Here is a 14129-nt window from a genome sequence, read left to right as displayed (position 1 = left end):
AGGAGGAGAAACCAGCTATGAAAGCAGAAATTATTGCCGTGGGCACAGAGCTATTACTTGGACAAATCGTAAACAGCAACGGGCAGTTTTTATCGGTAGAGCTGGCCGCGATGGGAATAGACGTCTATTTTCAAACGGTGGTTGGGGACAACAGCAGCCGTATCCAGCAAGCGATAGAAATTGCCAAGAGCCGAGCGGATATTATCCTGTTCACCGGCGGAATCGGCCCGACCGAAGATGATCTTACCAAGGAAGCGCTGGCGGCAGCATTGGGCCGTACGGTTCATATCGACCAGCTTGCGATGGACCATGTGCAGAGGTTTTTCGATGACCGCAAAATTGTAATGACGGAGAACAACCGCAAGCAGGCACTCATTATCGAAGGAGCAACACCGCTGCCGAATGAAATCGGTCTGGCAGTGGGTCTTGCTTTTGCTCATGAGGATAAATACTACATCGTGCTTCCCGGCCCGCCGCGGGAGATGAAGCCGATGTTCATTGACAAGGCCAAGCCATGGCTGCTGCAGCATGCGCTCACGAATGAAATGCCGATTTACTCCAAGATGCTTAAATTTGCCGGTATCGGTGAATCACTGCTTGAGGACAAGCTGATTGATCTGATTCGGGGTCAGAGTGATCCGACGATAGCCCCTTATGCCAAGGAAGGCGAAGTGACGGTACGGATATCAACTAAAGCGCCTTCTGAACGTGAAGCAATGGAAAAGCTGGATGTACTGGAGCAGACAATCAAAGAGATTCTTCCTGAGCATATGTATGCCAATATTGATGTTCCGCTGGAACAGCTTCTGGTGGATTGGATGGCAGACGCCGGATTGACACTTAGTGCGGCGGAGAGTTGTACCGGCGGTTTATTGATGGAGAGTATTACGAACATACCAGGAAGCGCGTCTATGTTTAAAGGAGGCGTTGTCTGTTACTCCAATGAGCTGAAGAAGAAGCTGCTGAATGTACCTGCCTCTTATTTGGAAGGTGCTGATGCAGTCGGTGCTGTAAGCCGTGAGGTGGCAGAGGTGCTTGCCGATCAGGTAAGGATGCTGGCTGACAGCGACTTCGGCTTATCCGTTACCGGGGTAGCGGGACCGGGATATTCGGAACGCAAGCCTGTTGGACTTGTATTCGTTGGTTTGGCGGAACGTGGACAGAAGACCGAGGTCTTTGAGCTTAATCTTAAAGGCACACGTGAGAATATCCGCCTGCGTTCTGTCAAAGCGCTGCTGTACCGTCTCTGGCGCAGGCTGGAGGAACGCAAGGTGGAGACGCCTTTAGAAGGTTCGGCCTTGCAATAACAGGTATTAACGTTATATAATTCTCTATACGGAAGAACCGTGGCATTGTGAACCATTTGCTGCGGTTTTTTGTTTTTATAACTGCGGCGTTTTCCTGCCGGCAGCTCCTTTGTGTGTGAGTCTTGTTCTCCGGCTGGTTAATGATTGTGTAGAAAGCATCAAACCGGAAGGAGGCTTACAATAAAAGGGAGTATCCCTGAGGGAAACAAAAAAAACGAATGTATGTTCGAAAAAAAGCTTGGCAAGACCTCCAAAACACGTTATTATATTACTATAAACAAGTGAAGGAAGTGGTCTGATTGTCAGATCGTCGTGCAGCGCTTGATATGGCGCTTCGTCAAATAGAAAAACAATTCGGTAAAGGTTCGATCATGAAACTGGGTGAATCCACTCATATGAAAGTGGAAGTTGTCCCTAGTGGAGCCTTAGCACTTGATATTGCACTGGGTATTGGCGGACTTCCCAAAGGCCGCATCATTGAAGTATACGGACCGGAATCTTCCGGTAAGACAACGGTTGCTCTTCATGCCATCGCAGAAGTACAGAAGCTTGGAGGACAAGCTGCTTTCATCGATGCTGAGCATGCGCTCGATCCTAAATATGCCAATGCCCTTGGCGTAAACATTGATGAGCTTCTGCTGTCTCAGCCGGATACAGGTGAACAGGCGCTGGAAATCGCTGAGGCCCTGGTTCGCAGCGGTGCCGTAGACATTATCGTTGTGGACTCTGTAGCAGCGCTGGTACCGAAGGCGGAAATCGAAGGCGATATGGGGGATTCCCACGTCGGCTTGCAGGCTCGTTTGATGTCCCAGGCTTTGCGTAAGCTGTCAGGTGCAATCAACAAGTCGAATACAATCGCTATCTTCATCAATCAGCTTCGTGAGAAGATTGGTGTGATGTTCGGTAACCCGGAAACAACCCCTGGCGGCCGGGCCTTGAAATTCTACTCTTCGGTACGGCTTGATGTACGCCGTGTAGAGAGCATCAAGATGGGCAATGATGTAGTGGGTAACCGTACGAAGATCAAGGTCGTTAAGAACAAAGTAGCACCTCCATTTAAACAGGCAGATGTTGATATTATGTACGGTGAAGGCATCTCCAAGGAAGGAAGCCTTGTAGATATCGGAACGGAAATGGATATCGTCAACAAGAGCGGTGCCTGGTATTCCTATGAAGGTGAACGTCTGGGTCAAGGACGCGAGAACGCCAAGCAATTCCTGAAGGAACATCAGGACATTGCCTTGCTGATTGAGAATAAGATCCGTGAAGCAAGCAATTTAACTACGATTGTAGCTGCGCCATCAGAGTCAGAGATTGCGGCAGAACAAGAGGAAGAAGAAAACTTGCTGCTCGAAATCGAATAGTATATTTAGCTAAGGGCGCCCTGTGAATATTGTAGCAGGGCGTTTTTCTGTAAAAAATAATCTTTAGGTTCAATCTATATATAAGAAAATAGCATGAGGTGATAGGGCACGATGGTAATTCAACTGAATCCTGAACCTGAAGAACAGGAAGCACAGGCACTGTCCGATTTTCCGGAAGGTGAACTGCTTGTTATAACGAAAGTAGAGCGGCAAAAGAAATCGGATCACCGCTATATCATACATTTTGGCGAGTACAACATGACAGTGCATGAGGATGTCATGATTAAATACCGGATGATTTCCGGCAGTTCGTTCATGAAGGATGATTTAGAGGAGATCGTGGTGGCCGACGAACGCCAGCGGGCGTACGTTGAGGGACTGCGATATTTGGAACGCAAACCGCGGACGGCGCAGGAAATGGCCCGCCGTTTAAGGGAGAAAGAAATAGGGGAGACTATTATTGCCGAAGTGCTGCAGCGCTTGCAGCAGGAGCGTCTCATTGATGATCCATTATATGCTAAGCAATGGGCAGAACAGCGCATTATGAATCAGCGTAAGGGCAAACTGTGGATTCGCCAGGAACTGCGTGAGAAAGGGATCGATAAATCGCTGATCTCGGAAGCGCTTGAGAATATTTCGCCCGAAGAGGAGCTTGAGAGCGCTCTGCAGACGGGAAGGAAGAAATGGAATATGATCCGCGGGGATGTTAACGACAAACGCAGAAAGACAGGAGCTTTCCTGATGCGGCGCGGCTTTTCCGGTGATTTGGTCCGGCAGGTTATGAATATTTTACGTGAGGAAGAGGATTTTGCAGGTGAAGATGAAGAGTTTTACGATCCTGACTGATTCTCTTGACTTTAATGGCGTTATCGACTCTCTTGACAATGTCTTTTTATAAATAATAAAATATAACATGAATCGGCATAAACTAAGAATCCTTTTTCCTTCCCAAAAAGCTGACTCTTAGGAACCGGTTCGCGTACAACTCATATGAAATGTAATCGCCGGATAAGGCGGGCAGTGTGCATGTGCAGCATGTGCAGTATGGCAATCGGTGTATTACCGGTTTTTTGTATGGTGATGAACGGATAGTTTAACAACTGCACAATTCCCAAGGCTTGTTCCTTGGAGGAACCAACGAGGAGGTGAACAGATGCATCCTGCAATCTGGGTCATAATCGTTCTCGTTGTAGCTGCAATATTCTTTGGATTCGGTTATTTTATTCGTAAATCCCTTGCAGAAGCTAAGATTTCAAGTGCTGAGAAAGAAGCCGTCGTCATCGTGGAGAACGCGAAGAAAGAGGCTGAGGCGCTGAAGAAGGAAACGGTACTCGAAGCTAAGGACGAAGTCCACAGAATCCGTACTGAGGCTGAGAAAGAAACTCGTGAACGTCGGAATGAAATCCAACGGCAAGAGAGACGTTTGCTGCAAAAGGAAGAATCTCTGGATAAAAAAATGGAATCGCTTGAACGAAAAGAAGAACAAGTAGCTAACAAAGAGAAACGAATTGACGAAACGCAACAGCAAATTGATGTTATTTACAAGAATCAGGTTACCGAGTTGGAGCGCATCTCCAATTTGAGCATCGATGATGCCAGAAGTATCATTCTAAGCAATGTAGAGCAGGAAGTTCGCCACGAGACTGCGCAGATGATCAAAGAAATTGAACAGCAGGCCAAGGAAGAAGCGGACAAGAAGGCCCGCGAAATTATTACCCTGGCTATCCAGCGCTGTGCAGCTGATCATGTTGCCGAAACAACCGTGTCTGTGGTCACACTGCCGAATGAAGAGATGAAAGGCCGGATTATCGGCCGTGAAGGCCGTAATATTCGTGCACTGGAAACTCTTACTGGTATTGATCTCATTATCGATGATACGCCGGAAGCCGTTATTTTGTCGGGATTTGATCCGATTCGCCGCGAAGTGGCCCGTACGGCACTTGAGAAGCTGGTTGCTGATGGACGTATCCATCCGGCGCGGATTGAAGAAATGGTGGAGAAATCCCGCAAAGAAGTGGATGAGCGGATTCGCGAATACGGTGAACAAGCAACCTTCGAGGTTGGCGTTCACGGTCTGCACCCGGATCTGATCAAAATTCTCGGCCGTCTGAAATTCCGCACGAGCTACGGTCAAAATGTACTCAAGCACTCCATGGAGGTTGCTTATTTGACTGGACTTATGGCCGGTGAGCTTGGGGAAGACATCGTGCTTGCTAAACGTGCCGGGCTGCTCCATGATATCGGTAAAGCGCTGGATCATGAAGTGGAAGGTTCACACGTTGAGATTGGCGTTGAACTGGCGAAGAAATACAAGGAACATCCGGTTGTTATCAACAGTATTGCGTCCCACCATGGAGACTGCGAAGCTACTTCGGTTATTGCGATGCTGGTTGGAGCGGCTGACGCCTTGTCAGCAGCACGCCCTGGCGCACGCCGTGAGACACTGGAAACCTACATCAAGCGTCTGGAGAAGCTCGAAGAGATTTCCGAAAGCTTCGAAGGCGTCGAGAAGTCTTATGCTATCCAAGCGGGCCGCGAGGTTCGCGTGATGGTACAGCCTGAGAAGATCGATGATGCAGAAAGCTTCCGTCTGGCACGCGACATTACGAAGATGATCGAAAGTGAGCTGGATTATCCGGGTCACATTAAGGTTACCGTTATCCGCGAGACTCGCGCTGTTGAATACGCTAAATAAGCAAGGAAATCGGCCCCCGTGCGGGGCCTTTTTTCTTTCACACAGATCAGGTAAATGTAAGCGAAGTATAGCTTTACAGACCGCTTTTAGGAGGAGAACGATATTAAAGTTTTATTTATAGGTGACATTGTAGGCAATACCGGCAGAAAAGCATTGCGTGAAATGCTGCCTTCACTGAAGAGTAAATATCAGCCGCATATCATTATCGTCAACGGCGAGAATGCTGCAGCCGGCAGAGGGATTACATCTGCGATTGCTAATGAGTTTTTTAACTGGGGGGTTCACGGCATTACGCTGGGCAACCATACCTGGGACAACAAGGATATATTTGAATTTATCGACGACGAGCCGCGGATGATCCGTCCGGCTAATTTTCCGCCGGGAACCCCAGGCAGAGGGTACACGGTCGTTAAGGGCAACGGTAAACAGCTGGCGATTGTGAATTTGCAGGGCCGCACCTTTTTACCGGCAATCGATGATCCGTTTCGCATAGGTGAAGAGATTGTGGAGGAGCTTCGCCGGAATCACAAATGCATCCTCGTTGATTTTCATGCTGAAGCAACTTCCGAAAAGATCGCCATGGGTTATTTTATGGATGGACTGGCTTCGATCGTAGTTGGTACCCATACCCATGTGCAGAGTAATGATGATGTGATCCTGCCTGGCGGTACCGCCTACTTAACTGATGCCGGGATGGTTGGTTCAAGAGAAGGAATTCTGGGTATGGAAAAGGATGCGGTCCTTTATAAATTCACTACCCAGCTTCCGGCCCGGTTTGTGGTGGATGAAGGCAAATGGCAGTTACACGGGTTATTCGCGGAGATTGACGAGGCTACGGGAAAAGCCACACGTCTGGAGAAAATTCGCTTGCGTGAAGATGAATGGGTCATGAGCTAAATCTGGACATCAGGGTGTAGGTAATTCGGGAAAAATCGCTGATTTCGGGTAAAGTGTGATATTTTTTATATCGAAAAAGAGTATCTTTTGTACTATTTTCTCCAGAGTAGTCCGCAAAAAGAAGGAATTATTTCTTCTCCCGCGAATAACATCTACAGTAGTGGAAGAACACCATCATTTTTCCCAGGGGAGGTACTTACTATGGATGTATTAAAAGTATCAGCTAAATCCAATCCAAATTCCGTTGCCGGCGCATTAGCGGGTGTTCTTCGTGAACGTGGATCGGCCGAGCTGCAAGCTATTGGAGCAGGAGCGCTGAACCAAGCAGTCAAAGCTGTTGCCATCGCCCGGGGATTTGTCGCGCCAAGCGGTGTCGACTTGATCTGCATTCCAGCCTTCACTGACATCGTGATTGATGGAGAGGATCGGACGGCGATTAAACTGATTGTTGAACCCAGATAATTAATAGACTTATTCTGATGGGCCTGTTTACTTCGAGTAAACAGGTTTTTTGCTGTACAGGAAAAAGCGGATCATAATAGGCATAGACTATGATTATAATGTGGCCAGAGGCAGAATTTCAGCAAACGATGTTGAAAGCGGGGGGACAGATGAAGGCAGCGGGTGGGTTTAAAGTAGCGGATTTTCATTGTGACGTACTGAGTAAGCTGCAGGCAAGTCAGGAGATCAGCTTTAAAAATGACGGCCGGCTGGATGTTACTATGGAGCGGCTTGCTGCGGGAAATGTAGGACTGCAGGTTTTCGCGATTTACTTGTCTGAGGCTAGAGGAAGACCAAGCTTTGAAAGTGTGCTCGGCCAGCTCGATCTGTTCCGGGAGAAGATCATTGGCTCAGAGCAATTGCAGTGGCTGCGCTGGAAGGAGGAGACAATAGAAGTTACTGCGGCGGCAACGGCCGGGGGGGTGCTCTCTCTGGAGGGGGTTGACGGCCTGGAGGGCAATTTGTTCTATGCGCAGCTGTGTTTTGAGCTGGGAGTGCGATTGTTCGGAATAACGTGGAATTATGCCAACTGGGCGGCTGACGGCGTGCTGGAATCAAGAAATAGCGGGTTTACGGAAAAAGGCCGGCAGCTGATCGAATGGTGTAATAAAAGCGGAATGCTCCTGGATGTGTCGCATTTGGCGCCAGCAGGATTTTGGGAGCTGACCGAGCGCAGTAAACGTCCGTTTATAGCCTCGCATTCCAATGCAGTGGCCATTTGCGGCCATCCCCGCAACCTGAGCGACGACCAGATCAAGGCGCTGATCGCAATGGACGGGCGGATGGGCCTCACCTTTGTCCCCTGGTTTGTCCGTGATGGAGGCGGAGCGAACCGTGATGATGTGCGGAGACATATTGAACATGTCTGCAGCTTGGGGGGGACAAGACAGCTGATGTTCGGCTCTGATTTTGACGGAATTGATGCGTGGGTAGAGGGGTTAGAGCATCCGGGGAAATATGCGGAGTTTGCCGAACTGCTGGTAAAATATTACCCTGAGGAAGAGGTGCGGGGCTGGTTGTATGACAATGCATTGCGCTTTTTGAGCGAGCATTTACCACCAAGGCCTTAAAGTCATATCATTTCTGAACAAGGTAGATTAAATGGCGAAACCGTGACACATTAAGGTTCAAATGCGGTGGAATACCGAAAAAAAGACGCTCATTGTGAAGAGGGCCTTTTTATTTTTGGGTAAGAAGAGGTATAATGTTCAGTGGCTTGTACAGATACTAGAGAAAATACAAGGAGTGACTTTACAATGAGCAAGACTGTACCCGTAGGTGTGTCGGCCCGACATATTCACCTTACGCAGGAGCATGTGGAAGCGTTGTTTGGCCCAGGCTATCAATTGACTGAGTTCAAACCGCTCTCCCAACCAGGACAATTCGCAGCAAACGAGCAAGTAGCGGTAATCGGCAGCAAAGGCAAGTTCGACAAAGTAAGAATTCTCGGACCTGTCCGTCCGGCATCGCAACTCGAAATTTCCCGCACCGATTCTTTCAGCCTCGGCGTGAAAGCCCCTGTCCGTGAATCCGGACATATTGAGGGCACACCAGGCATTACTCTTAAAGGACCAGCCGGTGAAGTTGAACTGGAAACAGGCGTTATTATTGCAGCCCGTCACATTCACTTCCATACTTCCGAAGCAGAAGCTTGGGGCATTGCCGACAAGCAAATGCTCAAAGTCCGCCTTGGCGGTGAACGCGGTCTGGTGCTTGAAAACGTGCTTGCACGTGTATCCGACAGCTTTAAACTCGATATGCATATCGACACCGACGAAGCCAATGCTGCAGGTGCCAACAACGGCGACACAGCTGAAATTGTAGATTAGTCTTATTTTTATAAAGCAAGGAGTGGGGGATTAGTCCTCCGCTCCTTTTTTTGTGGCGTTTTCTGAGTCCGATACCGGGATTCTATTTTACGGGGTTATTTTATATCCGGATCTGTGGTATCATTATTTGTTATGACTTAGCTCTGCGCTATGTGGAAACGCAGGAATAAACGTAATCCCGCAAAGCCGGGTGATCTGAAAATATATGTATTAGAAACTAAGGAGACATACATGACTTTTAATGAGCTCGATTTAAACCCAGCGATTCTCAAGGCGTTAAGCCTGGAAAACTATACATCCCCAACACCGATTCAGGAAGAAGCGATACCTGCAGCTCTGGCCGGTAGAGACGTACTGGGCTGCGCACAGACCGGAACAGGCAAAACCGCTGCTTTTTCTTTGCCCATCATCCAGCTGTTAAGCAAGCAGCCGGCTATTACCAGCGGGAAACGCCGCATTCGTTCGCTGATTCTTACCCCTACCCGGGAGCTGGCGCTGCAAATCTATGAAAATATCCAGGCCTACAGCAAATTCACCGGTATCCGTTCTACAGCCATTGTCGGCGGTGTATCGCAAAAGGCGCAGGAGCGGGCGTTAAGCCAGGGAGCGGACATACTAATCGCTACACCGGGCCGGCTGATTGATCTGATTGCCCAGAAGCATGTGGACCTGCAATATGTGCAGATTCTGGTGCTGGATGAAGCCGACCGGATGCTGGATATGGGCTTTATTCATGACGTTAAACGGATTATTGCCAAAATGCCAAGCAAAAAGCAAACCTTGTTCTTCTCCGCGACGATGCCGTCGGAGATTTCACAGCTGATCAAGACGCTGCTCGTGAATCCGGTGAAAATTGAGATTACCCCGGTATCTTCCACGGTAGACCGTATCGAACAGTCTGTGTATTTGCTGCAAAACGGCAATAAGCAGAATCAGCTGAACCGACTGCTGCAGGACAAATCGATTGTGTCGGCACTGGTCTTTACCCGCACTAAACGCGGCGCTGACCGGGTAACCCGTGATTTGGCCAAAATCAATATTACAGCACAAGCGATTCATGGGAACAAGTCGCAGAATGACCGCCAGAATGCGCTGCGCAATTTCAAGAGCGGTGCAACCCGCGTGCTCGTGGCAACTGACATCGCTGCCCGGGGGATTGATATTGATGAGCTGTCCCATGTCATCAACTTCAACCTGCCGAACATTCCGGAAACCTATGTCCACCGTATTGGCCGTACCGGCCGTGCAGGAATGAGCGGAGTTGCCATTTCATTATGTGAAGAGGAAGAGATTCCTTACCTGAAGGATATCCAGAAGCTGATCGGCAAGACGATTCCGGAAGTCAAGGAACATGACTATCCGATGTCCAAAAGCACACCGGCCCTGCTGAATGACCGTCCGGCTAAAGCACCGGCTAAACCGGCTGCAAAATCCAAAGCGAATCCGCCGCGCAAGCCGAAATCGGAATGGTTCACGCAAGGGAACAAGCCGAAGAGTGGAACTAACGGTCAAGCCAGTCCGGACTCGGGCAGCAGAAGTGGCGGCCGGGTTAGCGGAAGCGCAAACGACAGACCAGCCGGAGCAAGAAGCGCAGGAGCAGGCAAAGCCGGCGCGGGTGCTAAAGGTTCTCAAGGGAACAGATCTGGCGGATATGCCAAAGGATCGCAGGGTAATAGACCGGGCAGCCAGTCAAGCCCGAACCGCAACGGTAATAAAGCTCCGGTAAATGCCGGCAGAACGCAATAATCAGCTACTGTATCAATGAAGCAGCGTCCTTTCCTTTTAGGGGAGGACGCTGTTTTTTTGTGTACATATAATGTAATTTGGCAGACCAATGAATACAAAAAAACCGTATTGCACGCTCTCTAAAGAGTGAACAATACGGCTTATTGCGTCTAAGATCATCATTTAGACGAGGGACTTAACCGGCGAGATAAGCACCCAGTTCTTCACGCAGCGCTTCGCTGATCGAGGTCATCGGGAGGCGAAGGGTATCTGAAGCAATCTCACCCTGTACGCTGAGCAGCCATTTGATCGGGGCGGGGTTGGATTCCTTGAAGAGCAGCTTCATGAGCGGCACCAGCCGGTCGTATTCAGCTCTAGCAGCATCAACCTGGCCGGTTTTGTATTGTTCGAAGATGCTCAGGAACTTCGCAGTATGCACGTTGGCGGAAGCCAGCATGCCTCCGGCGGCTCCGCAGCCCAGCATGTCGAAGAAACTTAGGTCGTCTCCGCAGAGGACTGGCTTAGAGCCGAGGCGGGACAACTCAGAGACGAGCAGCGGCGAACCGGAGCAGTCTTTCAGGCCGACAACGTTGTCCATTTCCAGGATGGTGCGGGCGGTATCGACGGTCATGCCGACTCCGGCGCGGCCGGGAATGTCATAGGCGATGATCGGAATGCCGACTTCAGCTGCCTTGCGGAAATGGGCAATGATTCCCGCTTGAGAAGGACGGCTGTAGTAAGGCACGACAACGAGCGCAGCATCGGCTCCCAGGCTCGCAGCAAGCTCTGTACGGGCAACGGTAGACATTGTATCATTGGTACCTGTACCGATGACCAGCGGAATATCGCTGCCTTGCAGCAGCTGCTGTGAGGCAGTAATCAGTGTCTGTAATTCTTGTATGTTGACTGTCGGCGATTCTCCAGTGGTTCCATTTACGACCAGACCATGAATTTTGTTCTTGATGATGTTGTTCACATAACGCTGATACGAAGGTAGATCAATCTCGCCGGCGGCATTGAACGGTGTTACCACGGGAACATAGATTCCATAAATCTGTTCTTCTGTTAACATGAATATCGTCCTCCAAATATTTAAATCCTTTTATACTACTTTAGCATGGAACATTCCATCGGCGTTAGCTATAATAAATGATATGGGTCATCAATATTATTGATGTTATATTACGGTCAAGAGGGTGAGAGGAATGGATTTAACCTATATGCGGACCTTCCGCGAGGTGGCGAAGCGACAGAGCTTCACGCGTGCAGCAGAGGAACTGGGGTACGCCCAGTCCAGTGTAACCATGCAGATACAGAAGATTGAAAAAGAATACGGGGTCACGCTAATGGAACGTCATGGACGTATCCTGCGTCTGACCCCGCCTGGAGAAGAGCTGCTTAAGCTATTCGTGGAAATTCTTGATCTATATGACCGCTCCAAAGAAACCATTGCCCAGCAGATCGGCGGGACGCTGACTATCGGAACAATTGATTCATTGGCCGCTTTTTACCTCCCGCCTTTTCTGCAGCAGCTGCGGACGACATTTCCCGGACTGAATATTCATCTGCAAACAGAGCAGGAAGCGAATCTGGTGTCCAAGATCAGGGAAGGAGAGGTGGATATTGGCCTGATGCTGGACCGGAGTACGACCGATTCGCTGCTGGAGCGGACGATTATCCGGGATGAGCCGCTGGTCCTGGTGGCACCCGCCGATCATCCGCTGGCGAAGCTTACAAATATTACCCTGCAGGATCTGAACAACTGTGAGCTAATTGTCTCCGAAGAGAGCTGTATCTACCGCAGCCTGTTTGAGAATCTGCTCCGTGAGCACGGAATCGTGTTCCGGATCGGTTTTGAGCTGTCCAACCTGGAAGCCATCAAACGCTGTGTGCGGAACGGTCTGGGTATTGCTCTTCTGCCAAGAATTGTGGCTGAGGAAGAGATTGAACGCGGGAATCTGGCCGAGCTGCCTTTTACCCATCCGGAGATTCATTTTGATCTGCAGCTGCTCATTCATCCGAAGAAGTGGAAGTCACTGCCGCTGCAATCCCTGATTCAGATGCTGCAGGCGGATGCTGAGGCGAAGTCAGTGGCGCTTTAAAGTTGAAATAAGAAGTCCCTAATATCTGGATAAACTGAAGCATTGCGATAATACCAAGTTTAAGGTCTGGTGATCATATACTTGCTGCCGTAAATTACCCTCCAGGATTTTGTGGGCCCATGCCAAGCACCGATTATAAGGTTCGGGTTCACCTGTCCGTATTCTAAAGTGGCAAAAATCCAAGTGGGTCTGATACTCCTCAGCAGTGGGATCGATACCGAGCAGACGCAGCTGATCTCTGCGGATACATTCAGATTGGACCTCTTGTATTCCTTGGTGGATACTAGAGATCTGATTTGGATGTTGTCTGTACATAAGCAGTACCTCAGGCAGATTAACCATTTGGGTAACTGCGCTTAACCGGTTCCATATTTCATAATCCTCCGCATGCGTGTAGTAGAGATATCTGATGCCATGCTGCTCCAGTACGGATTTGCGGATCATAACCGTTGGGTGCACGATGGTGCAATGGAATAACTGCCAGCATCTGATTGCATCATGACTCATAGGTTTCGTGGTGACGCCGCCTTTACCGAGCAAATAAACCTGAGAACCGCAAACGCCGCAGTGCTGGTGGGCATCCATGAAGTTCACTTGACGTTCAAACCGGTTGGGCAGAGCAATATCATCACCATCCATCCGCGCAATATACTCCCCCGTACATAAATCAATGCCTTGATTTAAGGTCTCAATTAATCCCAAGTTCACTGTATGCGCTATAGCTCTAATTCGCTTGTCATCAAATTTTTTAATAATGTCTAAGGTTCCGTCTGTGGATCCGTCATCTATAATCAGCAATTCGAAATCTGAATAGGTTTGCGTTAATATACTGCAGATCGCTTCTTCAATATACGGAGCCATATTATAAACCGGCATGAGCACTGATATTTTTACCAATATATTCACCATCCTATACTTTTCTGAATTTATAGTACGCAAGAATCAGGGAGGCTGACCTGCATACTAGACCAGATGGCCGGATATCGTCCGGATAGTCCAAACCCTTTATCTATGGAATTAATTAAATATAGATAAATGGATGAGGGGGAATGCGATATGGATTTCAATGGGATCAAAGGAACTTACGATGTCATTTTCAGCTTGGGACAAAATTGTCTGGTTGCAGACCAACTGTCGCGTCATATGCTCAGAAAAATCGGAGGCGTCCTTGACTGGGTGGCGTCACCTGCTTTGCCGGGGGTCAGCCAGCTTTTGCGGAATCAGTTCAAGAATTTTATGGAGTTCCCTAATCTGGCGATTACCGGCATTAATGAACATGCAGGCTGCTATATTGTGAGGGATGCCGCCTACCATATCTTCTCCCACCACGACTTTCCGCTTCATGAGAATACTCCAACCCAGCTGCTGAGCTACCCGGAGCTTAGGGAGAAAATCACCCGGCGTGTCCCGCGGTTTCTGGAAACGCTCAGAAGCTCTAACCGGATTCTGTTTATCCGCACCGAAGGGACAATCCATGAAACGGCGGAGCTGCTGGACGTGCTAAACACGCTGGTGGCCGGTGAATTCAATTTACTCGTGATTAATCATGCGCCGGTAAGCGGAATTGTGGAAACCCCGTGGCCATTTCATAATGTATGTGCCCTGCAAATCCCCTTGGTGCCCGATGAGTTTCACGATAATGATTATTTGTGGAAAACTCTTCTGGAAGGATTCCATGTACGTTACTGATCATCCGGCAAAAATGAATC

The 14129-nt window shown here is 49.1% G+C and carries 13 protein-coding genes; 11 read left to right on the top strand and 2 right to left on the bottom strand.

What is annotated here, in order from left to right; all coding sequences use genetic code 11:
• Positions 1 to 17 precede the first annotated feature (17 nt).
• The 9 genes from JRJ22_RS16340 to JRJ22_RS16300 all read left to right on the top strand — a co-directional run bounded on the left by JRJ22_RS16340 (position 18) and on the right by JRJ22_RS16300 (position 10339).
• Complete coding sequence (locus JRJ22_RS16340; protein WP_206100542.1) at positions 18 to 1307, top strand: competence/damage-inducible protein A; 1290 nt, start codon at positions 18 to 20, stop codon at positions 1305 to 1307.
• Positions 1308 to 1606: 299 nt separating this feature from the next.
• Positions 1607 to 2671: a recombinase RecA gene (gene recA, locus JRJ22_RS16335; protein WP_206100541.1), complete on the top strand. Its 1065-nt coding sequence runs from the start codon at positions 1607 to 1609 to the stop codon at positions 2669 to 2671.
• 111 nt (positions 2672 to 2782) lie between these two features.
• Positions 2783 to 3517: a regulatory protein RecX gene (locus tag JRJ22_RS16330; RefSeq protein ID WP_206100540.1), complete on the top strand. Its 735-nt coding sequence runs from the start codon at positions 2783 to 2785 to the stop codon at positions 3515 to 3517.
• A gap of 307 nt (positions 3518 to 3824) precedes the next feature.
• On the top strand, positions 3825 to 5366 hold the full coding sequence (gene rny, locus JRJ22_RS16325) for a ribonuclease Y (protein ID WP_054941024.1): 1542 nt from the start codon (positions 3825 to 3827) through the stop codon (positions 5364 to 5366).
• Positions 5367 to 5468: 102 nt separating this feature from the next.
• Positions 5469 to 6263, top strand: coding sequence for a TIGR00282 family metallophosphoesterase (locus tag JRJ22_RS16320; protein WP_206105169.1), 795 nt, complete (start codon positions 5469 to 5471; stop codon positions 6261 to 6263).
• 201 nt (positions 6264 to 6464) lie between these two features.
• A complete protein-coding gene (locus JRJ22_RS16315; RefSeq protein WP_019910496.1) occupies positions 6465 to 6725 on the top strand; it encodes a stage V sporulation protein S in 261 nt (86 codons plus the stop codon).
• Positions 6726 to 6874: 149 nt separating this feature from the next.
• The gene (locus JRJ22_RS16310) at positions 6875 to 7834 is read left to right on the top strand and encodes a dipeptidase (protein ID WP_206100539.1); all 960 of its coding nucleotides are present in this window, start codon (positions 6875 to 6877) and stop codon (positions 7832 to 7834) included.
• A gap of 186 nt (positions 7835 to 8020) precedes the next feature.
• Entirely contained in the window at positions 8021 to 8593 is a 573-nt protein-coding gene (gene pduL, locus JRJ22_RS16305; protein WP_206100538.1) for a phosphate propanoyltransferase, read from the top strand.
• A 231-nt stretch (positions 8594 to 8824) separates the two neighbouring features.
• Complete coding sequence (locus tag JRJ22_RS16300; RefSeq protein ID WP_206100537.1) at positions 8825 to 10339, top strand: DEAD/DEAH box helicase; 1515 nt, start codon at positions 8825 to 8827, stop codon at positions 10337 to 10339.
• Between the two features lie 175 nt (positions 10340 to 10514).
• Here JRJ22_RS16300 and dapA read toward each other — a convergent pair whose 3' ends face one another.
• A complete protein-coding gene (gene dapA, locus JRJ22_RS16295; protein WP_206100536.1) occupies positions 10515 to 11390 on the bottom strand; it encodes a 4-hydroxy-tetrahydrodipicolinate synthase in 876 nt (291 codons plus the stop codon).
• A 133-nt stretch (positions 11391 to 11523) separates the two neighbouring features.
• Between dapA and JRJ22_RS16290 the strand changes: the two genes are divergently transcribed.
• Positions 11524 to 12420 (top strand): LysR family transcriptional regulator, encoded by an 897-nt coding sequence (locus JRJ22_RS16290; RefSeq protein ID WP_206100535.1) that lies wholly within the window; start codon positions 11524 to 11526, stop codon positions 12418 to 12420.
• Positions 12421 to 12438: 18 nt separating this feature from the next.
• Here the strand turns inward: JRJ22_RS16290 and JRJ22_RS16285 are convergent, their stop codons facing one another.
• The gene (locus tag JRJ22_RS16285; protein ID WP_206100534.1) at positions 12439 to 13317 is read right to left on the bottom strand and encodes a glycosyltransferase family 2 protein; all 879 of its coding nucleotides are present in this window, start codon (positions 13315 to 13317) and stop codon (positions 12439 to 12441) included.
• Between the two features lie 159 nt (positions 13318 to 13476).
• On the opposite strand from JRJ22_RS16285, the gene JRJ22_RS16280 reads away from it, so the two are divergent.
• Positions 13477 to 14109 carry a DUF1796 family putative cysteine peptidase gene (locus tag JRJ22_RS16280; RefSeq protein WP_206100533.1) on the top strand — a complete coding sequence of 211 codons (633 nt, stop codon included), beginning with the start codon at positions 13477 to 13479 and terminating at the stop codon, positions 14107 to 14109.
• Positions 14110 to 14129: the final 20 nt, after the last annotated feature.

Source organism: Paenibacillus tianjinensis (assembly GCF_017086365.1).
GTDB lineage: Bacteria > Bacillota > Bacilli > Paenibacillales > Paenibacillaceae > Paenibacillus_AQ > Paenibacillus_AQ tianjinensis.
This window is presented reverse-complemented; position numbering and strand designations above follow the sequence as displayed.